17 protein-coding genes are annotated in these 21,357 nt (G+C 66.5%); 14 read left to right on the forward strand and 3 right to left on the reverse strand.

What is annotated here, in order from left to right; all coding sequences use genetic code 11:
- Positions 1 to 35: 35 nt before the first annotated feature.
- The 5 genes from QW845_RS20285 (at position 36) to QW845_RS20305 (ending at position 6,132) form a co-directional block, all read left to right on the forward strand.
- Positions 36 to 2,084, forward strand: coding sequence for an elongation factor G (locus QW845_RS20285; RefSeq protein ID WP_315803313.1), 2,049 nt, complete (start codon positions 36 to 38; stop codon positions 2,082 to 2,084).
- A 206-nt stretch (positions 2,085 to 2,290) separates the two neighbouring features.
- Positions 2,291 to 2,593, forward strand: a complete 303-nt coding sequence (locus tag QW845_RS20290) for a helix-turn-helix transcriptional regulator (protein WP_315714118.1) — start codon at positions 2,291 to 2,293, stop codon at positions 2,591 to 2,593.
- 93 nt (positions 2,594 to 2,686) lie between these two features.
- The gene (locus QW845_RS20295; protein WP_315803314.1) at positions 2,687 to 4,450 is read left to right on the forward strand and encodes a SulP family inorganic anion transporter; all 1,764 of its coding nucleotides are present in this window, start codon (positions 2,687 to 2,689) and stop codon (positions 4,448 to 4,450) included.
- Between the two features lie 116 nt (positions 4,451 to 4,566).
- Positions 4,567 to 5,409, forward strand: coding sequence for a shikimate dehydrogenase (locus tag QW845_RS20300; protein WP_315803315.1), 843 nt, complete (start codon positions 4,567 to 4,569; stop codon positions 5,407 to 5,409).
- Between the two features lie 144 nt (positions 5,410 to 5,553).
- Positions 5,554 to 6,132 (forward strand): hypothetical protein, encoded by a 579-nt coding sequence (locus QW845_RS20305; RefSeq protein ID WP_315803494.1) that lies wholly within the window; start codon positions 5,554 to 5,556, stop codon positions 6,130 to 6,132.
- A gap of 329 nt (positions 6,133 to 6,461) precedes the next feature.
- Here QW845_RS20305 and QW845_RS20310 read toward each other — a convergent pair whose 3' ends face one another.
- Complete coding sequence (locus QW845_RS20310; protein ID WP_315803316.1) at positions 6,462 to 7,598, reverse strand: alpha-hydroxy acid oxidase; 1,137 nt, start codon at positions 7,596 to 7,598, stop codon at positions 6,462 to 6,464.
- A gap of 404 nt (positions 7,599 to 8,002) precedes the next feature.
- On the opposite strand from QW845_RS20310, the gene glmM reads away from it, so the two are divergent.
- The 4 genes from glmM (at position 8,003) to QW845_RS20330 (ending at position 12,097) form a co-directional block, all read left to right on the forward strand.
- Positions 8,003 to 9,355: a phosphoglucosamine mutase gene (glmM, locus tag QW845_RS20315; protein ID WP_315803317.1), complete on the forward strand. Its 1,353-nt coding sequence runs from the start codon at positions 8,003 to 8,005 to the stop codon at positions 9,353 to 9,355.
- A gap of 397 nt (positions 9,356 to 9,752) precedes the next feature.
- Positions 9,753 to 10,595, forward strand: coding sequence for an outer membrane protein (locus tag QW845_RS20320; RefSeq protein ID WP_315803318.1), 843 nt, complete (start codon positions 9,753 to 9,755; stop codon positions 10,593 to 10,595).
- Positions 10,596 to 10,785: 190 nt separating this feature from the next.
- Positions 10,786 to 11,613 carry an outer membrane protein gene (locus tag QW845_RS20325; RefSeq protein WP_315803319.1) on the forward strand — a complete coding sequence of 276 codons (828 nt, stop codon included), beginning with the start codon at positions 10,786 to 10,788 and terminating at the stop codon, positions 11,611 to 11,613.
- Positions 11,614 to 11,641: 28 nt separating this feature from the next.
- Positions 11,642 to 12,097 (forward strand): GNAT family N-acetyltransferase, encoded by a 456-nt coding sequence (locus QW845_RS20330; RefSeq protein WP_315803320.1) that lies wholly within the window; start codon positions 11,642 to 11,644, stop codon positions 12,095 to 12,097.
- Here QW845_RS20330 and QW845_RS20335 read toward each other — a convergent pair whose 3' ends face one another.
- Entirely contained in the window at positions 12,098 to 12,949 is an 852-nt protein-coding gene (locus tag QW845_RS20335; protein ID WP_315803321.1) for an amidohydrolase family protein, read from the reverse strand.
- Positions 12,946 to 13,932, reverse strand: coding sequence for an aldo/keto reductase (locus tag QW845_RS20340; protein ID WP_315803322.1), 987 nt, complete (start codon positions 13,930 to 13,932; stop codon positions 12,946 to 12,948). The genes QW845_RS20335 and QW845_RS20340 overlap by 4 nt, the downstream gene beginning before the upstream one ends.
- Positions 13,933 to 14,038: 106 nt before the next feature.
- On the opposite strand from QW845_RS20340, the gene QW845_RS20345 reads away from it, so the two are divergent.
- The 5 genes from QW845_RS20345 (at position 14,039) to ftsH (ending at position 21,250) form a co-directional block, all read left to right on the forward strand.
- The gene (locus QW845_RS20345; protein ID WP_315803323.1) at positions 14,039 to 14,329 is read left to right on the forward strand and encodes a hypothetical protein; all 291 of its coding nucleotides are present in this window, start codon (positions 14,039 to 14,041) and stop codon (positions 14,327 to 14,329) included.
- 144 nt (positions 14,330 to 14,473) lie between these two features.
- Positions 14,474 to 15,646, forward strand: coding sequence for a phosphoserine transaminase (locus QW845_RS20350; protein ID WP_315803324.1), 1,173 nt, complete (start codon positions 14,474 to 14,476; stop codon positions 15,644 to 15,646).
- A gap of 167 nt (positions 15,647 to 15,813) precedes the next feature.
- On the forward strand, positions 15,814 to 17,403 hold the full coding sequence (gene serA / locus QW845_RS20355) for a phosphoglycerate dehydrogenase (RefSeq protein ID WP_315803325.1): 1,590 nt from the start codon (positions 15,814 to 15,816) through the stop codon (positions 17,401 to 17,403).
- A gap of 192 nt (positions 17,404 to 17,595) precedes the next feature.
- Positions 17,596 to 19,263: a mucoidy inhibitor MuiA family protein gene (locus QW845_RS20360; protein ID WP_315803495.1), complete on the forward strand. Its 1,668-nt coding sequence runs from the start codon at positions 17,596 to 17,598 to the stop codon at positions 19,261 to 19,263.
- A gap of 130 nt (positions 19,264 to 19,393) precedes the next feature.
- Positions 19,394 to 21,250, forward strand: coding sequence for an ATP-dependent zinc metalloprotease FtsH (gene ftsH / locus QW845_RS20365; RefSeq protein WP_315803326.1), 1,857 nt, complete (start codon positions 19,394 to 19,396; stop codon positions 21,248 to 21,250).
- The last annotated feature ends 107 nt before the right edge of the window (positions 21,251 to 21,357 follow it).

Genomic DNA, 21,357 nt, shown 5'->3' on the forward strand with positions numbered 1-21,357 from the left:
ATCAAGGGCCGAGCTCCACAACGAGGAGGCGGCGAATGGGACAAGACCTGAGAAGTCCCCGAGGTCCACGGTGCATCGCGCTGGTGGGCCCTTTCCAAAGCGGTAAAACCACTCTCTTGGAGGCGATCCTGGCGCGGACGGGCGCGATCGCGCGCGCGGGCAGCGTCGACGCCGGCACATCCGTCGGCGATGCCAGCCCGGAGGCGCGCCAGCACAAGATGAGCGTCGCCATGACGGCGGCGACGACGACCTTCATGGGCGACAGCTACACTTTCCTCGATTGTCCCGGCTCGATCGAGTTCATCCACGACATGCGCGCCGCGCTGCCGGCGGTCGATGCGGCGATCGTGGTCTGCGAGGCCGATGAGAAGAAGCTGCCGCAATTGCAGATCATCCTGCGCGAGCTCGAGGAACTGCGCATCCCGCGTTTCCTGTTCCTCAACAAGATCGACCGCGCCAATGCACGCATCAGGGAGACGCTCGCGACCTTGCAGCCGGCCTCGCGCGTGCCGCTGGTGCTGCGCCAGATCCCGATCTGGAACGGCGAGCTGATCGAGGGCTTCGTCGACCTCGCATTGGAGCGCGCCTTCATCTATCGCGAGCACAAGGCCAGCGAGGTGATCGCGCTCGAAGGCGGCGATCTCGACCGTGAGAAGGAGGCGCGCTTCTCGATGCTGGAGAAGCTCGCCGATCACGACGATTCGCTGATGGAGCAGCTGCTGGAGGACATCCCGCCGCCGCGCGACGCCGTGTTCGATGATCTCGCGCGCGAATTGCGCGAGGGACTGATCTGCCCGGTGCTGCTGGGCTCGGCGCTGCGCGAGAACGGCGTGCTGCGGCTGATGAAGGCGCTGCGCCACGAGGCGCCCGGAATCGCCGAGACCGCGCGGCGGCTCGGTGTGAAGGACACCAAGGAGGCGCTCGGCTATGTCTTCAAGACGCTGCATCTGCAGCATGGCGGCAAGCTGTCATTGACGCGGGTGCTGTCCGGCCATCTCGATGACGGCGCGACGCTGCATGCCGCCTCGGGCGAGGCGGCGCGCGTGTCCGGCATCCTGGCTGCCACCGGCGCCTATGACAGCAAGCGCGCGGGCGCCGAGGCCGGGGACACGGTGGCGCTCGGCAAGCTCGATGCGGTCAAGACCGGCGATACGGTTGCGACCGGCAAGACGGCGCCACCGCCGCTGGCAAAGGTGGAGGCGTGCCCGCCGGTGCTGGCGCTCTCGATCGCCGCCGTGGACCGCAAGGACGACGTCAAGCTCGGCCAGGCCTTGCAGCGGCTGCATGAGGAGGATCCGTCGCTGACCATGGTGCAGAACCCGCGCACCCACGACACCGTGCTGTGGGGGCAGGGCGAGATGCATCTGCGCGTTGCGCTGGAGCGGCTGCGCGACCGTTTCGGCGTCAACGTCAAATCGCACCAGCCCGCGATCGGCTATCAGGAGACCATCCGCAAGCCGATCACGCAGCGCGGCCGCCACAAGAAGCAGTCCGGCGGGCACGGCCAGTTCGGCGACGTCGTGCTCGACATCAAGCCGCTGCCGCGCGGCGAAGGCTTCCGCTTCGCCGAGAAGGTGGTCGGCGGCGCGGTGCCGCGCAACTACATCCCGGCGGTGGAGGAGGGTGTCGTCGACGCAATGGCCCGCGGCCCCCTGGGCTTTCCGGTGATCGACGTCGAGGTGACGCTCACCGACGGCTCCTATCACAGCGTCGATTCGTCCGACCTCGCGTTCCGCACCGCGGCGCGGGCCGGCGTCAGCGAAGGCCTGCCGCAATGCGCGCCGGTGCTGCTGGAGCCGATCCATACCGTCGAGATCGTCTGCCCGACGGAAGCGACCGCCAGGATCAACGCGATCCTGTCGGCGCGGCGCGGCCAGATCCTGTCCTTCGATACCCGTGACGGCTGGCCGGGCTGGGACTGCGTGCGGGCGATGATGCCGGAGGCGGAGATCGGCGAGTTGATCGTCGAACTGCGCTCGGCCACCGCCGGCGCCGGCAGCTTCACCCGCCAGTTCGACCATATGGCCGAGGTGACCGGCCGCGCCGCCGATCACATCATCGCGTCCCACCGCGACGCCGCCTGAGCCGAACGCACCGCGCCGAACAGCACCGGCCCGTCATCCTCTCTCGGGATGGCGGGCCGGATCGCGTCATGGCCGTCGCTCGCGCGCGCAGGGGACGGACGGCGAGGGCCGGGTTCCAGCTTGCGTCCGAGATCAGTTTATGATGTATTTTACATCATTGTCTTTGTCTCAGACATCATTTATGGTGTCTGCCACGTGAGGCCATCGTGATCACGTCGTTCCAGATGCGGGCAGCGCGAGCGCTGCTCGGGATAGATCAGAGAACCTTGGCCGAGCTGGCTGGCGTGTCGCTGCCGACGATCCAGCGGATGGAAGCCTCCACGGGCAACGTCCGCGGCGTGGTGGACTCGCTGACCAAGGTCGTCGATGCGCTCAATCGTGCGGGCGTGGATCTGATCGGTGAGCATTCCCGCAGTGAGAATGGCGGGCGTGGTGTTCGCCTGAAGGACCCGGGGCCGCCCCGCCGCATGGGCCGTCAAACTGACATTGCGCGCGATGACGCGAGCTAGGCTCATCGCGCGGCACGGGGCTCCTGAGCGCTTCGTGTGGGACGCATCGTCGGCTGCGCCGCAGCCCGATGAGGCGACGGGAGCGTGATCGGCATGAGCATCGCAAACGAACACCGTTCGCATGTGCGGGTCGGACATCATGAGCCGACCTTCGCCGAGCTTTATTCCCCCAAGCTCCTGACGGTCCTGCGCGAAGGCTACGGCCTCAGCGACTTTCGCGCAGACGCCCTGGCGGGCCTGACGGTGGCGATCGTGGCGCTGCCGCTGTCGATGGCGATCGCGATCGCCTCCGGTGTCTCGCCGGGGCGCGGCCTCTACACCGCCGTGGTCGGCGGCTTCCTGGTTTCGCTGCTCGGCGGCAGCCGCTTTCAGATCGGCGGTCCCGCGGGTGCCTTCATCGTGCTGGTCGCTGCGACGGTCGATCGCCAGGGTCTCGATGGCCTGCTGATCGCGGCGATGATGTCCGGCGTGATGCTGGTGATCGCCGGATATCTGCGGCTCGGCACCTACATCAAGTTCATTCCCTATCCGGTCACGGTCGGCTTCACCGCGGGCATCGCCGTCATCATCTTTGCCAGCCAGCTGAAGGATCTGTTCGGTATCACGCTTGCGGGCAAGGAGCCGGGCGAGCTGATCCCGAAGCTCGCTGCGCTCGCGCATGGCGCGCCGACCGCGACCATGCCTGCGGTCGCGACGGCCGCGCTGTCGATCGCGATCATCGTCGGCCTCAAGCATCTGCGGCCGACCTGGCCCGGCATCCTGATCGCGGTCGTGGTCGCCGCCATCATCACCTACGCGTTGCAGCTTCCCGTCGAGACCATCGGCACCCGCTTCGGCGGCATCCCGCGCGAGCTGCCGGCACCGGCGCTGCCGGCGTTTTCGCTTGCCAAGATCCAGGCGGTGTTTCCCGATGCGATTGCCTTCACGCTGCTCGGGGCGATCGAGTCGCTGCTCTCGGCCGTGGTCGCCGACGGCATGACCGGCCGCCGCCATCGCTCCAACTGCGAGCTGGTGGCGCAGGGCTTTGCCAATATCGGCTCGGCCTTGTTCGGCGGCATCTGCGTCACCGGAACCATCGCGCGCACCGCGACCAACGTCCGCGCCGGCGCGCGTGGGCCGGTGTCGGGCATGCTGCATTCGCTGTTTCTTTTGGTGTTCATGCTGATCGCAGCGCCGCTGGCGAGCTACATCCCGCTGTCGGCGCTCGCCGCGGTGCTCGTCGTTGTCGCCTGGAACATGGCCGAGAAGCACGAGTTCGCCACCCTGATCCGATCGTCCTGGGGCGATGCCACGGTGCTGCTCGCAACCTTCGGGCTGACGATCTTCCGCGATCTCACCGAGGGCATCCTGGTCGGCTTCGCGCTCGGCGCCGTGCTGTTCATCAACCGCATGGCGCAGATGACCGGCGTCGAGGGCGGGTCGCCTCTGGCCGCAAAGGACCGCGCCGACTTCGAGGATGAGGCGCGGGTGCCATACAATCCGAAGCTCAGCGCCGACAAGGACGTGCTGGTCTATCGCATCACCGGCGCGTTCTTCTTCGGCGCCGCCTCGACCGTCGGCACCGTGCTCGACTCGATCGCCGACCGCCGCAAGGCCTTCGTGGTCGACTTCGCAGCGGTGCCGTTCCTGGATTCGACAGCCGCCAACGCCATGAGCCGCGTCGCCGCCAAGGCCAAGCGCCAGGGCATCCGCCTGTTCATCACCGGCGCATCACCGACCGTGCGCCGGGCGCTGCTGACCCACGGTGTGCGGCCGCCGCTGGTGCGCTTCCGCGAGACCATCGAGCGCGCGGTCGCCGACATCAAGGGCAAGGAGACGCCGCAGGAGGACATCTCCGACGGGCTGGCGGCGAGCTGAATCCGGCCTCGCGCGCCGGTCTCCACCGAGGCGCACCGACGGCCGGCTTCGTCGTCGCGGCCGGTTCGACTGCCCGCAGCATTGACTCCGGCCGGAGCTTGTCCGATGTCACGGCCATGACCGTCGCCGCCAAACCCCGCGCCGCGTGCCTGATCGGCTGGCCTGCCGCGCATTCGCGCTCGCCCCTGATCCATCATCATTGGCTGCACGAGCTCGGCATTGCCGGCGGCTACACCATCGAGGCGGTGCCGCCGGAAGAGCTTGCGGATTTCGTCACGCATCTCGACCGCCGCGGCTTCGTCGGCGCCAATGTCACCATTCCGCACAAGGAGCGCGTGCTGGAGCTGACCGAGCCGGACGCGCGCGCCCGTGCCGTCGGCGCCGCGAATACGTTGTGGTACGAGGACCGCATCCTGCGGGCCACCAACACCGACGTCGAAGGCTTTATCGGCAACCTGGATGCCGCCGCCCCGGGCTGGGACCGCACCGACGAGGCGCTGGTGCTCGGCTCTGGCGGCTCGGCGCGGGCCGTCGTGTTCGGTCTGCTCGAGCGCGGCATCGGCCGCGTCCATGTGGTCAACCGCACCGCTGCGCGCGCGCAGGCGCTGGCCGATCAGTTCGGCGACCGGGTCGTTGCCGAAGGCTGGGATCGCGTCGGCGCGCTGCTGCCGCGCGCGGGCCTGTTCGTGAACACCACCTCGCTCGGCATGCACGGCCAGCCGCCGCTCGAGCTCGACGTCGATCTGCTGTCGCCGCACGCCGTGGTCGCCGACCTCGTCTACGTGCCACTGGAGACGCGATTGCTCGGCGCCGCGCGATCGCGGGGGCTGCGCACCGCGGATGGGCTCGGCATGCTGCTGCACCAGGCGGTGCGCGGCTTCGAATTGTGGTTCCACCGCCGCCCCCCAGTCACGCCCGAACTGCGCGCGTTGGTCGAGGCTGATCTCACAAGGGCTTGAGTGTGGAATGAGCGGCCCTCTCCGGCGTTTCACTCGTCAGATGCCCGCGTCTCCGATACGAGCGCGGAACGCGTCTCTCGAGCCCTCGGAGTTTTCAGCATGTCTGCCCGTCTCGTTCTGATCCGTCCGGTCGCCGCGCTCGCAATGGTTGCGGCGGCGTCGCTGACCGCCATCGCGCAGCAGGCGCCAGTGCCGACGCGCGTGCGCGGCGCCATCGAAAGCGTCGACGCCGATACCATGACGGTGAAAGCCCGCAGCGGCGAGATCTTCAAGCTCCGCATGGCCGGTGATCTGCGCGTCTCGGGTGTCGTCAAGGCGCAGCTTTCCGACATCAAGCTGGGCTCGTTCATCGGCGCCACCACGGTGCCCGGCCCGGACGGCGCGCCGAAGGCGGTCGAGATCCACATTTTTCCCGAGGACATGCGCGGCACGGGCGAAGGCTCGCGGTCGTGGGACCTGAAGCCGAACTCGAGCATGACCAACGCCACCGTATCCGAAAGCTCGGTCTCGACCGACGGCCATACGTTGCTGGTCAAGTACAAGGGCGGCGAGAAGCGCGTCGACATCGCGCCGGACACGCCGATCGTCACCTTCGTGCCGGGCGACAAGTCCGAGCTGAAAGCCGGCGCCAAGGTGATCGCGATCGTCAAGCCGTTGCCTGACGGTTCGCTCGAGACCAGCCGCGTCAGCGTCGGCCGCGACGGGCTGACGCCGCCGATGTGAGCGGCGCCGCGAGCACGGTGCGCTCCCTCTCCCCGTTCCTTACGGGGAGAGGGTCGGGGTGAGGGGCAGCGGCACGGGTGGTGCAGCTGATAGCAGCGAACTGATGTTCTGACGGCCTGGCAAATGCCTGTGAGTACGTCCCTTCCATTGCAACGGAAGTTGGAGGCGTTGTGCCCGTCCGATGGACCGTGATCGGAGCTTCGTCGGTGCCATGCCCCTCACCCGGATTGCTGCGCAATCCGACCTCTCCCCGCAAAGAGGGGGGAGAGGTTGCACCGTCAGCGCCGACAGGGATTGCCTAACAACTTAGACCCTCGACCCAACTCCGCCTAATCCGCCAGCACCTTGCGGTCGATCTCGGCCACCGTGTTAACGCCGCACAGGCCCATCGTCGTCAAGAGCTCGTTGCGGATGATGTCGATGGCCTTGGCGACGCCGGCTTGGCCGCCGGCGCCGAGGCCGTAGGCATAGGCACGGCCGAGCATGCAGGACTTGGCACCGAGCGCGAGCGCGCGCATCACGTCCTGGCCGGAGCGGATGCCGCCATCGAACATGATCTCGATCTTGTCGCCGACTGCTTCCGCAATGCCGGGCAGCACGTGGATCGAGGACGGCGCGCCGTCGAGCTGGCGGCCGCCGTGGTTGGAGACGACCAGCGCCTGCGCGCCGGTGGCGGCCGCGAGCTTGGCGTCCTCGATGTCGTGGATGCCCTTGATGATCAGCTTGCCTGGCCAGATCGAGCGGATCCAGTCGACGTCCTTCCAGTTCAGCGAGGTGTCGAACTGCGCCGCGGTCCAGGCCGAGAGCTTGGTGAGATCCTCGGTGTTCTTTACGTGGCCGGCGATGTTGCCGAACGTCCGGCGCTTGCCCTGCAGCACGCCCTGCACCCAGGCCGGCCTGATCGCGAAATCGAACAGCTTCGACAGCGTCCATTCCGGCGGCACGCTCATGCCGTTCTTGATGTCCTGGTGACGTTGGCCGATCACCTGCAGGTCGACGGTCAGGCATAGTGCGCTGCACTTCGCGGCGATCGCGCGCTCGACCAGGGCCTTGATGAAGCCGCGGTCCTTCATGACGTAGAGCTGGAACCAGAACGGCTTCTCGACGCTAGCAGCGATGTCCTCGATCGAGCAGATCGACATCGTGCTCTGCGTGAACGGGATGCCGGCGGCCTGCGCCGCGCGGCAGGCGTGAATCTCGCCGTCGCCGTGCTGCATGCCCAGGAGGCCGACCGGCGCCAGGATCAGCGGCATCGACGCGGGCTCGCCGAGGATCGTCGTCGACAGATCGCGCTTGGACACGTCGACCAGGATGCGCTGGCGGAATTTGATCTTCTGCAGATCGTCGCGGTTGGCGCGCAGCGTCTCCTCGGCATAGGAGCCGCGATCGGCGTAGTCGAAGAAGGCTTTGGGCACGCGGCGCTTGTGCAGCAGGCGCAGGTCTTCAATGCAGGTGACGTGTTTCATCGCGGTCTTCGGCTCCCCACCGGCGTCTCGTTTCTTAAGGCTGGGGCAGTCATCTAGCATCTTTGCGGCGCCTGCCAAATCCAACTTGGGAACCGCAACGGCGTCTGGGCAAGGCAGGGCAAACTGCGCGCGTCACGCAACACGACGTCGGGGCTGCCGGAGCGAGCACATTCCGGCTGCGGCGGGCTCCGGCGGGCGAGCCCTCCGGAGCCGTCAGGTCGAATGAAAAATTAGCCTTAACAACGGCTTACAGAGGCTATGGCGGTTTCGTGGTAATGATTCATCATATTTTTTGAAGCCATCTTAGCCTTAAGGCGACTATAACCCGCGGGCTGACCGGCAGGGCGGCTCCCGTGATTCGCACCCGCCGGTAACGAAATCCAGAAGCCGTTGCTGGGGGTCATATGAGCCGTAACTATTTCGGGACCGATGGGATTCGTGGCCGCGCCAACGGCCTGATCACGCCGGAACTCGCGCTCAAGGTGGGGCAGGCCGCAGGTCTTCTGTTCCAGCGCGGCGAGCACCGCCACCGCGTGGTGATCGGCAAGGATACGCGCCTCTCCGGGTACATGATCGAATACGCCATGGTGGCCGGCTTCACCTCGGTCGGCATGGACGTGCTGCTGGTCGGCCCGATGCCGACGCCGGCGGTCGCGATGCTCACCAAGTCGATGCGCGCCGATCTCGGCGTCATGATCTCGGCTTCGCACAATCTGTTCGAGGACAACGGCATCAAGCTGTTCGGGCCGCAGGGTTTCAAGCTGTCCGACGATGTCGAGAGGCAGATCGAGCAACTGCTCGATGAATCGCTCGACAAGAAGCTGGCGCAGAGCGCGAGCCTCGGCCGCGCCCGCCGCATCGACGGCGTGCACGATCGCTACATCGAATTCGCCAAGCGCACCCTGCCGCGCGACCTCTCGCTCGACGGCCTGCGCGTCGTGGTCGATTGCGCCAACGGCGCGGCCTACAAGGTCGTGCCCGAGGCGCTGTGGGAGCTCGGCGCCGACGTGATCTCGATCGGGGTCGATCCGGACGGCTTCAACATCAACAAGGAATGCGGCTCGACCTCGCCGGAGGCGCTGTGCCGCAAGGTGCGTGAGATGCGCGCCGACATCGGCATCGCGCTCGACGGCGACGCGGATCGCGTGATCCTGGTCGATGAGCGCGGCCACATCGTCGATGGCGACCAGCTGCTCGCGGTCATCGCGCAGAGCTGGAAGGAGGACGGCCGCCTGGCGCGCGCCGGTATCGTCGCGACCGTGATGTCCAATCTCGGTCTCGAGCGCTTCCTGCAGGGGCAGGGGCTCGAACTGGTGCGCACGCCGGTCGGCGACCGCTACGTTCTCGAGCGCATGCTGGCCGACGGCTACAATCTCGGCGGCGAGCAGTCGGGCCATATCATTCTCTCGGACTACGCGACCACGGGGGACGGCTTCGTCGCCGCGCTGCAGGTGCTGGCGACGGTGCAGAGGCTGCGCCGTCCGGTGTCCGAGGTCTGCCACCGCTTCGATCCGCTGCCGCAGATCCTCAAGAATGTGCGCTATCGCAGCGGCAAGCCGCTCGACGCGGACGAGGTGAAGTCGGCGATCGATACCGGACAGAAGCGCCTCAACGGCCATGGCCGACTGCTCGTGCGCTCCTCCGGCACCGAGCCGGTGATCCGCGTGATGGGCGAGGGCGACGACCGCGACCTGGTCGAGGAGGTCGTCGACGAGATCGTGGCCGCGGTGGGCAATGCGGCGGCTGCTGCCGCCTGATCACCGGCGATCATATTTTCGATTGTGGCCTGTCATCGTCAGATGGCAGGCCTTTTTGCTGGCTCACGATCTTCTCGCGTCCGAGTACGTCGCCAGGATGCTTCTGATCGCGTCGTTCAACCATTTCGTACGGCGGATCGGTATTTGGAAGGCATGGCTTCGCCATGAGCCGGGTCGGTCGACTAATTAGTTCGCATTGCCTGCATCGCCCGGCGCAGCCGCTAACGATCTGTTAGGATGAGTTGTCCGGCCGTTAACGGTTCCCACTCGCTCATGGAAAATCAACCTTAATTATTAGGGTTAAGCGCCGCTTAAGCATTTGGTGCGATTGTAGGGCCGTCAGTTGTGATGTGGGGCCAGGTTCTCGATTGCCTCACCGGCCAAAGGGACGAAGCCAATGCGTAGCGTTATGTCTTTGATCGCCGCCGGAGCGGCCTCTCTGTTTTCCACTCTGGCCTTTGCGGCCGACATGCCCATCATGCCGCCTCCGGTCTACGCGCCGCCGCCGGCGGCCGATTTCGGCGGCTGGTACCTGCGCGGCGACATCGGCTTCAGCAATCAGAAGGTCAAGGACGTTCACTATTCGCGCGAATCCGCCTACACGCCGATGACGTCCTTCAACCAGACCTCGGCGTTCGATACAGCGGGCATCTACGGCGTCGGCGTCGGCTATCGCTTCAACAGCTGGTTCCGCGCCGACGTCACCGGTCAGTATCGCGGCAATTCGAACTTCAAGGCTACCGACCGCTTCAACGCGACGGCGGGCGGCGTGCCCTATAGCGGCATCGACAATTACAGCGGCAGCAAGTCGGAATGGCTGGTGCTCGCCAACGCCTATGTCGATCTCGGCACCTGGTGGTGCGTGACGCCGTTCATCGGCGCGGGCGTCGGCGGTGCGCGGGTGACGGTCTCGAACTTCACCGACACGGGCATCAACAACCTGCCGTTCACGACCACGAGTTTCGCGACGGCGCCGACCTCCTCGAAATGGAATTTCGCGTGGGCGGCCCATGCCGGTCTGGCTTACAACGTCAATCCGAACCTGGTGCTGGAGCTGGCCTACAGCTACGTCGATCTCGGTCAGGGGCAGACCGGTGTTCTGTCCGACTACGTCGGCAACACCACCGGCAACGTCTTCAAGTTCAAGGACATCACCTCGCACGACCTGAAGCTCGGCGTGCGCTGGAATTTCGACAATCCTCCGCCGCCGCCGATGCCGGCGCTGATCCGCAAGGGCTGAATCGAGCGCTCGCCCTCACTGCAAATCGAACGAACGGCGCGGGCGTCCCGCGCCGTTTCGCGTTTCTGATCGGGCGAAGCGCGCGCGTTTTCGCTGAAAGAATTTCCGTGCAGAGCGCTGCGACAACGAATGATTAAGGTTAACGCGCGATGATCGGAACAGAGAGTCAAGTGCTGATTGGAGCGTTGCGATGCGTAGCCTGGTGGTGGCGGTTTCGGTGTGCGGCATGATCTCCGCGGCCCAGGCCGCGGACTTGTCCGACCTTCCGATCCTGCGCGGCGGCCTGACCGAGGGCCTGAACAATTCGCGGGTCAACTGGGACGGCTACTATGTGGGCGTCCAGGGCGGCTACGGCTCGTCCGATGAGAATTTCAACGGCTCGACCAAGAACATGACGGCGGCGGTGTTGGCCAACACGCTGATCGAGAGCCAGATGCAGGTCTCGTCCTGGAACCCGAACCTCGGCAAGCAATCCTCGCGCGCATCGGGCTTCGGCGCCTTCGTCGGCTACAACAGTCAGTGGGACGACGTCGTGCTCGGCGTCGAGGCGAGCTATCTGCACGGCAAATACGGCGGCATGGCCTCTTCGAGCCGCACGCTCGTCAGCACGGCCGCACTGACCGACGGCAACTTCCACGCCGTGACGTCGACGCAGTCCTCGCAGATCTCGATCACCGACATGGCGACGATCCGCGGTCGTGCCGGCTATGCGATGGGCTGCTTCCTGCCCTACGCATTTTTCGGCCTTGCACTCGGCAACGCAGATATCGGCCAGTCCGTGACGGTTCAGGACCGGGTCAGCACGACCTTTCTCGGCACCTACACGCCGCTTGCGCCGCTCAGCGCCAACAACCTTCAGCACAATCACCTGATCTACGGCTACAGCGCCGGTCTCGGCGTCGACGTCAATCTGGTCGGCGGCCTGTTTGCGCGGGCCGAATACGAATACGTCCGCTTCACCTCGACGGTCGACACCAGCATCAATACGGTGCGCGCGGGCCTCGGCTACAAGTTCTGAGCTGATTGCAAGCCTGTCCTGTATGCCGATGTCCATCAGCATCCGTCCTGCGCAGCGCGACGACGTCGCTGCCATTGTCGCCATGCTCGCCGACGATCATCTCGGCCGGGCGCGCGAGCGCCTCGAGCAGCCGTTGCCGCAGTCCTACTACGACGCGTTCGAGACGATCGCGCGGGATGGGAACATCACCCTGATCGTTGCCGAGGAGGCGGGCCGGGTGGTCGGCTGCCTGCAACTCTGCATCCTGCCCGGGCTCAGCTCGCAAGGTGCGTCGCGCGCGCTGGTCGAGGATGTTCGGGTCGCCACCGACCGCCGCAGCCGCGGCATCGGCGAGCAGCTGCTGCAATGGGCGATCGCCGAGGCGCGCAAGCAGCGCTGCAATCTGGTCGAGCTGATGACGCATCAAAGCCGCACCGACGCGCAACGCTTCTACGGGCGGCTCGGCTTCGACAAGAGCCATTTCGGCATGGTGATGCGGTTCTGATCAGCGCGGCAGGCGGTAGGCCGCGACGGCGTTCGGGCCGAACGCCTTGTCGCGGATGTCCGAGCCGAGCTGTGTCAGGCAGTGCTCGAGCGCCTGCTTGATTTCACGGTAGCTGCCGGCGAGCAGGCAGACCGGCCAGTCCGAGCCGAAGATCAGCCTGTCGGCGCCGAAGCAGCGCGCCACATGTGTCACATAGGGCTGCAGCCGCTCCGCGTCCCAGTCGGTCCAGACGGCTTCCGTGGCGAGCCCCGACACCTTGCACCAGACATTGCCACAGGCCGCGAGCTCGGCGATGCGATCGGCCCAGTCCTGATCGAAGCCGGTTGCGATCGGCGGCTTGGCCGCGTGGTCCAGCACGAAGCGCGCTCTCGGAAAAGCGCGCACCGTCGCAATCGCCGCCGGCAGCTCCCGCGTGCGCACCAGCAGATCGTATGTCAGGTCGTGCGCGAACACGACGTCGAGGCCACGCCTGACGTCGCCGCGAAAGATCCATGCCGGGTCGGCCTCGTCATGGACCTGGTGGCGGATGCCGACCAGCCTGTCGCCGCCGGGCAGGCCGCGCAGTCGGTCGATCGTTGGTCCCACCGATGGATCGGTCAGGTCGACCCAGCCGACGACCCCGGCGACGAACGGCGTCGCATCGGCAATGCGCAGGAATTCCTCGGTCTCGTCGAGCGACGACCGGGTCTGCACCAGGATGCTGGCGTCGAGACCGTTCTCGGCCAGCAGCGTGGCGAGATCGGCGGGACCGAACGGCCGGCGGATCGGCGCCAGCGCGTCACCGGCCATCCATGGATAGTCGGCGCGACCAGGATCCCAGAAGTGCTGATGCGCATCGATGAGGCGGCTCATGGCGCCTCTCCCGGCAGCGGCGCGCGGGCGTCGACCAGGTCGCTGGCGCGCAGGTCGCGCCAGAACGCGGGCGGGATCGGCGCGTGCGCCAGCGCGATGTTGTCGGCCGCCTCCTGCGCATTGCGCGCGCCCTGCAGGCCGACGGTCACCGCGGGATGGGCCAGGCAGAACTGGATCGCGGCCGCCTTGAGCTCGATGCCGTGCTGCCTGCACAGCACATCGAGCTGGCGTGCCCGCGCCACCAGGGCGGCATCGGCATCCTCGTAGTTGAACTTCGCCGGCCCATGAGGGTTGGCGAGGATGCCGCTGTTGTAGATGCCGCCGAGGATGATGGCGATGTTCTGCCTCTCGCAGATCGGAAACAGCGCCGTCAGCGCACCCTGGTCGAGCAGCGTGTAGCGGCCCGCCAGCAGGAAGCAGTCGACCGGAGCCGCCTCCGCAAAGCGCGCCAGCATCTCGGACTGGTTCATGCCGGCGCCGATCGCCTTGATGCTGCCGTCGTCGCGCAGCCGCTGCAGCGCGCGGAAGGCGCCGGCCACGGCTTCGTCATAGTGATCGTCGGGATCATGCACGAGCAGGACGTCGATGCGATCGAGGCCGAGCCGGGCCAGGCTCTCCTCGACCGAACGCATCACGCCGTCATAGGAGTAGTCGAATTGTGGCCGCAGCGGCGGCGTGCCCTTGTAGTGCGGGTCTTCGCCCGAGGCCGTCGCGTCCGGCCGCAACAGCCGGCCGACCTTGGTCGAGATCACGTAGCTGTCGCGCGGCTGCCGGCGCAAGAACGCGCCGAGCCGCTGCTCGGCGAGGCCGAAGCCGTACAGCGGCGCGGTGTCGTAGAAGCGCACGCCGCGCGACCACGCCGCGGCGATCGTGGCTTCGGCATCGCCATCGCTGACCGGCGCGAACAGGCCGCCGAGCGGCGCCGTGCCGAGGCCGAGACGGGTGATGTCGAGCGAGCTCCTCCCGAGACGGACGCGTTCCATTCTTCTATCCTTGTTGTTCGGCGCGTGCAGATCGCGTCATTGTGCATGGATGCGTTCGACGAAACAATGACGTCGCATGGTGCAGCACAACGAAGAGGAGGGGACGATGTCGGCGATCAATCCACTGACGGCCTTCGGAGTCGTGCTGGCGACCGCGGCGACCGACGCGGTCTACGTGATGTTCACGTCGGCGGTCGTCGCCAAGCGGCGCGTATCGGCCGCGACCTGGAGCTCGATCTGGTACATGCTCTCGTCATTCGCCGTGATCAGCTACACGGAGAACTGGATCTACGTCGCGTTCGCTGCGGTCGGCTCCTGGATCGGCGCCTACGCCTCGATGACCTTCCTGCATCGTCCTCCGGCTGGCCAGTCGCCCGTCGGTGCCGCGCCGGAATGAATTGCATTCGCTTGCATGCCAGCACGACTGCGTGAACGCCGGCGCGAGCGCGCGAAGTTCCTTGACGCGGAACGACCCTTCCCGTAATCACCGGGGCGGGACACCTCCCCCCAACGGGAGGCTTACTATCTGGAAGGATAGACGATGACTGCAGCGAAGCCCTCGCAGCGGCCTGTTGTGCCGCATTTCTCCTCCGGCCCCTGCGCCAAGCGTCCCGGATGGACCTCCGAAAATCTCAAGGACGCTCCCCTCGGCCGCTCGCATCGCGCGAAGGTCGGCAAAGCCAAGCTCAAGCAGGCGATCGAGCTGACGCGCGACGTTCTCGAAGTGCCGGCCGACTACAAGATCGGCATCGTGCCCGCGTCCGACACGGGTGCGGTCGAGATGGCGCTGTGGTCGCTGCTCGGTGCGCGGCCCGTCACCACGATCGCCTGGGAATCGTTCGGCGAAGGCTGGGTCAGCGACATCATCAAGGAGCTCAAGCTCAAGGATGTCACCAAGCTGCATGCCGGCTATGGCGAGATTCCGGATCTGTCGAAGGTCGATCCGGCCAGCGACGTCGTCTTCACCTGGAACGGCACCACCTCGGGCGTCCGCGTTCCCAACGCCGACTGGATCAGCGCGACGCGTGAAGGCCTGACCATCTGCGATGCGACCTCCGCTGCATTCGCCCAGCCGCTTGACTGGCCGAAGCTCGACGTCGTTACCTTCTCCTGGCAGAAGGCGCTCGGCGGCGAGGCCGCGCATGGCATGCTCATCCTGTCGCCGCGCGCAGTCGAGCGTCTCGAGACCTACAAGCCGGCCTGGCCGCTGCCGAAGATCTTCCGCCTCACCAAGGGCGGCAAGCTCAATGCCGGCATCTTCGAGGGCGAGACCATCAACACGCCGTCGATGCTGTGCGTCGAGGACTATCTGGATGCGCTCACTTGGGGCAAGTCGATCGGCGGCCTGAAGGCGCTGATCGCCCGCGCCGACGCCAACACCAAGGTGCTGGCCGACTGGAAGGCGCGGACGCCGTGGATCGACTTCCTGGCGCAGGATCCCGCGATCCGCTCCAACACCTCGGTGTGCCTCAAGGTCATCGATCCCGCGATCACATCGCTGTCGGCCGATGCCCAGGCGGAGTTCGCCAAGAAGCTGGTGGCGCTGGTCGAGAAGGAAAACGCCGGCTTCGACTTCGCACACTATCGCGATGCGCCGGCTGGCCTGCGCATCTGGTGCGGCGCCACGGTGGAAGCCAGCGACGTCGCGCTGCTGACGCAGTGGATCGACTGGGCGTTCGCCGAGGCCAAGGCCGCGCTGCCGAAGGCCGCCTGAGGCGCTCCGCGTAGGGTGGGCAAAGGCGCAACGCGCGGTGCCCACCAATTATCTCACCTGACGCGAGAGAGCGGTGGGCACGCTTCGCTTTGCCCACCCTGCAGCTTTCACCTCATTCCGGCGCCGTGCGCCGCCCCTCCGAGACGGAGGCGTGAAGGAACATCGTCATGACCAAACCCAAAGTTCTCATCTCTGATGCGCTCTCGCCCGCCGCCGTGCAGATCTTCAAGGATCGCGGCATCGAGGTCGACTTCCAGCCCAATCTCGGCAAGGACAAGGACAAGCTCGCCGACATCGTCGGCGACTATGACGGCCTTGCGATCCGCTCCGCCACCAAGGCCACGGCCAAGATCATCGAGCGCGCCAAGCGGCTCAAGGTGATCGGCCGCGCCGGCATCGGCGTCGACAATGTCGAGATCCCCGCGGCGACCGCCAAGGGCATCATCGTGATGAACACGCCGTTCGGCAATTCGATCACGACCGCCGAGCATGCGATCACGATGATGCTGTCGCTGGCGCGCGAGATCCCGCAGGCCGACGCCTCGACCCAGGCCGGCAAGTGGGAGAAGAACCGCTTCATGGGCGTCGAGATCACCGGCAAGACGCTGGGCGTGATCGGCTGCGGCAATATCGGCTCGATCGTCTGCGACCGTGCGCAGGGCCTGCGCATGAAGGTGATCGGCTTCGATCCGTTCCTCACCGAGGAGCGCGCGCTCGATCTCGGCGTCGAGAAGGTCGAGCTCGAGGAGCTGCTGAAGCGCGCCGATTTCATCACGCTGCACACGCCGCTGACCGACAAGACCCGCAACATCATCGATGCCGCGGCGATCGCCAAGATGAAGCAGGGCGTGCGCATCATCAATTGCGCCCGCGGCGGCCTGATCGACGAGCAGGCGCTGCTCGCGGCGCTCAACAGCAAGCATGTCGCGGGTGCCGCGCTCGACGTGTTCGCCGAGGAGCCGGCCACCAGCAATCCGCTGTTCGGCCATGCCAACGTGATCTGCACGCCGCATCTCGGCGCCTCGACCACGGAAGCGCAGGAGAACGTCGCGCTGCAGATCGCCGAGCAGATGTCGGACTACCTGCTCACCGGCGCGATCTCGAACGCGATCAACTTCCCGTCGATCACGGCCGAGGAAGCGCCCAAGCTGAAGCCGTTCATCGCGCTCGCCGAGAAGCTCGGCTCGTTCGCGGGCCAGCTCACCGAAAGCAGCATCACCAAGATCCAGATCACCTATGAAGGCCACGTCGCCGAGATGAAGACCCGGGCGCTGACCTCGGCGGTGCTGGCCGGACTGCTGCGGCCGATGCTGGGCGAGGTCAACGTCGTGTCGGCGCCGGTGATCGCCAAGGAGCGCGGCATGATCGTCGACGAGGTGCTGCGCGCCGGCGAGAGCGACTATGAGAGCCTGATCACGGTCGCGGTCACCACCGAGCACCAGGAGCGCGCGGTGTCGGGCACGGTCTACGCCGACGGCAAGCCGCGCCTCGTCGACATCAAGGGCATCCGTGTCGACGCCGAGTTCGGCAAGTCGATGATCTACGTCACCAACGAGGACAAGCCGGGCTTCATCGGCAAGTTCGCAAGCCTCCTGGGCGACGCCAAGATCAACATCGCGACCTTCCATCTCGGCCGCGTCGCGCCGGGCAGCGACGCGATCGCGCTGGTCGAGGTCGACGGTGCGGTGCCGGCCGATCTGCTCGCCAAGATCCAGGCGCTGCCGCAGGTCAAGCAGGCCAAGGCGCTGGCGTTCTGATCGTCCGATGAGATGAGTTGCAACGGCGGCGCGGCTTCTGGCCCTGTCGCCGTTGCGACTCTGAAGGGCCATCGAGCGACCGGCCCTTCAAGCCGTCGATTGAACCCTGCTTTCTTTCCCTGCGTCTAACGCCCGATGAAGGACCGGCTGATCCGGTCCCGTGGGCGTTGGGCTGCGGAGAAAGTGATGACCATGCGAAACAAGGGCCTGCTTGCCACGGGTCTCGTCCTGGGTGCTGCGCTGACGGCGGTGCCCGGCCATGCGGCAAACGTCGATACGACCTCCACCGTCGATGCCGTGACAGTCTATCCGGATGGCGCGACGGTGACCCGGGTCATCTCGCTCGACCTTCCCGCAGGTGACAGCACCGCGATCGCCAAGGACTTCCCGCTCGGCCTCGATGCGTCCTCGCTGCGCGTGGAAGGCGAGGCCGGCACCAAGCTCGTGATCGGCACCGTCGACGCCAAGCCGCCGCGTGCGGCGCCGCCCGTCAACCTGCCCGACATCGACAAGCGCATCGAAGCGCTGCAGGACGAGCGTGCCAATCTCGACGGCGCGATTGCAGCGGCTGTTGCGCGCAAGAAATTTGCCGAGCGTTTTGCCGAGGCATCGCCGGCCGGGCTCGGCGAGAAGGGCGAGGCGCGTCCGATCACGGAATGGCGTGCCGCGTTCGCCGCCGTTGCCGACGAGGTCGGACAGGCCGACGCGGCGATCCGTGATGCGGAGCGCAAGCAGCGCGACATCGATCGCGAGATCGCGCGCCTGCAGGACAATCTCACGACGAAGCCCCCGAGCAAGCTGGAGGTGCGGATCGAATTGTCGGCGGCGGCAGCGACCAAGGCGACCTTGCGCGTGACCTACGCGGTGCGCAATGCCCGCTGGGTGCCGCTCTATGACGCGCGTCTTGACACGTCGGCGAAGGACCACAAACCGGCTCTCGAGCTGGTGCGACGCGCCGAGATCCAGCAGGCCACCGGCGAGGACTGGCCCGAGGTCGCGCTCACGGTTTCGACGGTGCGGACCGGACGCGGCGGCAGCGCGCCCGAGCTCAGGACGATCATCGCGCAATATCCGCCGCCGCCACCGCCAGCGCCGAAGCCGGCCGCCGTGAGCGCGGCACGAGGACTCATGGAGAGCCGGCAGGAGTTTCGCTTTAACGGAGGGACGACGTTCGGAGATGTCGCGGACAAGGCCGTCGAGCAGCAGACGGTCGCGGAGATCAGCGCCTTCCAGACCGTCTTCCGTCTTCCCGGACGCGTCAGCGTCGGTGCCAATGATGGCGCGAAGAGCCTGCGCATCTCCACCGCGACGATCACGCCCGAACTGACGATCCGTTCCGCGCCCGTCATCGATCCCACCGCCTATCTCGAAGCGAGCTTCCCACAGGCGGAGGACGCGCCGCTGCTGCCGGGCAAGGTCTCGATCTATCGCGACGGCATGTTCGTCGGCACCAGCAAATTGGCCGCCGCGGGCAAGGATGAGCCCGTTCGTCTCGGCTTCGGAGCCGACGACAAGGTCAAGGTCGAGCGTAGTGTCGTCAAGCGCAACGAAGGCTCGGCCGGCCTGATCGTGACGACGGCGAAGATCGACGAGCGCGCCTTCAAGACGACGGTCCGCAACGCGCATGATTTCCCGGTCAAGGTCGCGATCCAGGATCAGCTGCCGGTCAGCGAGAACGAAGAGATCACGGTCGAGATGCTTCCTGCGACCACGCCGCCGGTCTCGACCAACGTCCGCGACCGGCGTGGCGTCGTCGAATGGGTGATCGACGCCAAACCCGGCGAGACCAAGGATATCGCCTTCGCCTGGCGCGTGCGCTGGCCGAAGGACAAGTCGATCGTGATGCAGCCGTCGGGCTGAGTGCCGGGCGGGGGGACTGGTGCCGCTTGATCCATGACAAGCCGCCCGGTCCCGGTCCTGTTATGCGCGAGTGGAACCCCGTTGATCACGTCCTGTCCGGCCGTGATCAATCTCGACCGAGAGCGCCGACATGGAATCCGACCCGAACACCCGCAAGCAGGCCGTCGCCGTCGGCTACATCTTCCTCGCCGGCGTCGGCATGCTGCTGCTGCAGTGGCTGCTGACGACCTACAACACGGTCGAGACCATTCCATACAGCCAGTTCGAGCAATTGATCGAGCAGGGCAAGATCTCCGAGGTGTCGGTCAGCCAGGACACCATCCAGGGCAAGTTCAAGGACAAGCAGTCCGACGGCAAGACGTCGTTCATCACCGCGCGCGTCGATCCGCCGCTGGCCGAGAAGCTCGCCGCGAAGGGCGTGAAGGTGACCGGCGTGCCCTCGGGCGGGCTGATCCAGACGCTGCTGTCCTGGGTCGTGCCGGCGCTGATGTTCTATCTCATCTGGGTGTTCCTCGGCCGCAAGGTGATGGACCGCCAAGGCTTCGGCGGTCTGATGTCGATCGGCAAGTCGCGCGCCAAGGTCTATGTCGAGACCGACACCAAGGTCACCTTTGCCGATGTCGCAGGGGTCGACGAGGCCAAGTTCGAGCTGCAGGAGGTCGTGCAGTTCCTGAAGGATCCGAAGAGCTATGGCCGGCTCGGCGCACACGTCCCCAAGGGCATCCTGCTGGTCGGCCCGCCCGGCACCGGCAAGACCCTGCTCGCGCGCGCGGTGGCGGGCGAAGCGGGGGTGGCGTTCTTCTCGATCTCCGGATCCGAGTTCGTGGAGATGTTCGTCGGCGTCGGCGCTGCCCGCGTGCGCGATCTGTTCGAGCAGGCCCGCAAGGCCGCGCCTTGCATCATCTTCATCGATGAGCTCGACGCGCTCGGCCGCAGCCGAACCGCGGGTGGCCAACTCGGCGGCTACGATGAGAAGGAGCAGACGCTCAATCAATTGCTGGCGGAGCTCGACGGCTTCGACCCAAGCTCCGGCGTCATCCTGCTCGCCGCCACCAACCGGCCGGAGATCCTCGATCCCGCGCTCATGCGCGCCGGCCGCTTCGATCGCCAGGTGCTGGTCGACCGTCCTGACAGGGGCGGGCGGCTCGCAATTCTCAAGGTGCATGTCCGCAAGATCACGGTCGCCGACAGCGTCGATCTCGACAAGGTCGCGGCACTGACGGCCGGCTTCACCGGCGCCGACCTCGCCAACCTGATCAACGAGGCGGCGATCGCGGCGACCCGCCGCAAGGGTCACGAGGTGACGTTCGACGATTTCACGATGGCGATCGAGCGCATCGTCGCCGGCATCGAGAAGAAGAGCCGCGTGCTCAGTCCCGCCGAGCGCCGCCGTGTCGCCTATCACGAGATGGGCCACGCGCTGGTCGCGGCCAATCTCGTCGGCGTCGATCCGGTGCAGAAGGTCTCGATCATTCCGCGCGGCGTCGGCGCGCTCGGCTACACGATGCAGCGCCCGACCGAGGATCGCTTTCTGCTCGCGGTCAGCGAGCTGAAGAACCGCATCGCCGTCCTGATGGGCGGCCGCGCCTCGGAGCAGTTGATCTTCGACGGCGACGTGTCGACCGGCGCCGCCGACGATCTGCAGCGCGCGACCGAGATCGCCATCGAGATGGTCACCAAATACGGGATGGATGCGACTGTCGGGCAGCGCACTTACGCGCCGGGTCCACAGATCTCGTTCCTGCAGCCGCAGGATCAGATCGTGTCGGCGGCCGAGGAGACCGGGCGCGAGATCGACCTCGCGGTGCGGGATCTGATCGCAGACGGCGATGCCCGTGCCAGGGCGATTCTCGAAAGCCATCGCCCGGACCTCGAGCGCGGCGTCGCCCTCCTGATCGCCAAGGAGACGCTGACCGCCGAGGAGTTCGCGCCATTGCGGCCCGCCTCCGCCGCGGTCCCGGCCCCGGATGCCGTTGTCCCGAGCTGATCCGGGTTTCTACGGGGGTGCGTTCGCAACCGAACTCTAACCATCACCTGATCAGTTAACCGGCAGCTCACCTTGACAGATCGAGGCCGTCGATCGGGGACCGGGCG

It is taken from the genome of Bradyrhizobium sp. SZCCHNS3002 (assembly GCF_032377435.1).
GTDB lineage: Bacteria > Pseudomonadota > Alphaproteobacteria > Rhizobiales > Xanthobacteraceae > Bradyrhizobium.

Coding starts and splice junctions, on each gene's coding strand:
- QW845_RS20285 (WP_315803313.1), top strand. CDS start 36: ATGGGACAAGACCTGAGAAGTCCCCGAGGTCCACGGTGCATCGCGCTG.
- QW845_RS20295 (WP_315803314.1), top strand. CDS start 2,687: ATGAGCATCGCAAACGAACACCGTTCGCATGTGCGGGTCGGACATCAT.
- QW845_RS20300 (WP_315803315.1), top strand. CDS start 4,567: ATGACCGTCGCCGCCAAACCCCGCGCCGCGTGCCTGATCGGCTGGCCT.
- QW845_RS20305 (WP_315803494.1), top strand. CDS start 5,554: ATGGTTGCGGCGGCGTCGCTGACCGCCATCGCGCAGCAGGCGCCAGTG.
- QW845_RS20310 (WP_315803316.1), bottom strand. CDS start 7,598: ATGAAACACGTCACCTGCATTGAAGACCTGCGCCTGCTGCACAAGCGC.
- glmM (WP_315803317.1), top strand. CDS start 8,003: ATGAGCCGTAACTATTTCGGGACCGATGGGATTCGTGGCCGCGCCAAC.
- QW845_RS20320 (WP_315803318.1), top strand. CDS start 9,753: ATGCGTAGCGTTATGTCTTTGATCGCCGCCGGAGCGGCCTCTCTGTTT.
- QW845_RS20325 (WP_315803319.1), top strand. CDS start 10,786: ATGCGTAGCCTGGTGGTGGCGGTTTCGGTGTGCGGCATGATCTCCGCG.
- QW845_RS20330 (WP_315803320.1), top strand. CDS start 11,642: ATGTCCATCAGCATCCGTCCTGCGCAGCGCGACGACGTCGCTGCCATT.
- QW845_RS20335 (WP_315803321.1), bottom strand. CDS start 12,949: ATGAGCCGCCTCATCGATGCGCATCAGCACTTCTGGGATCCTGGTCGC.
- QW845_RS20340 (WP_315803322.1), bottom strand. CDS start 13,932: ATGGAACGCGTCCGTCTCGGGAGGAGCTCGCTCGACATCACCCGTCTC.
- QW845_RS20345 (WP_315803323.1), top strand. CDS start 14,039: ATGTCGGCGATCAATCCACTGACGGCCTTCGGAGTCGTGCTGGCGACC.
- QW845_RS20350 (WP_315803324.1), top strand. CDS start 14,474: ATGACTGCAGCGAAGCCCTCGCAGCGGCCTGTTGTGCCGCATTTCTCC.
- serA (WP_315803325.1), top strand. CDS start 15,814: ATGACCAAACCCAAAGTTCTCATCTCTGATGCGCTCTCGCCCGCCGCC.
- QW845_RS20360 (WP_315803495.1), top strand. CDS start 17,596: ATGCGAAACAAGGGCCTGCTTGCCACGGGTCTCGTCCTGGGTGCTGCG.
- ftsH (WP_315803326.1), top strand. CDS start 19,394: ATGGAATCCGACCCGAACACCCGCAAGCAGGCCGTCGCCGTCGGCTAC.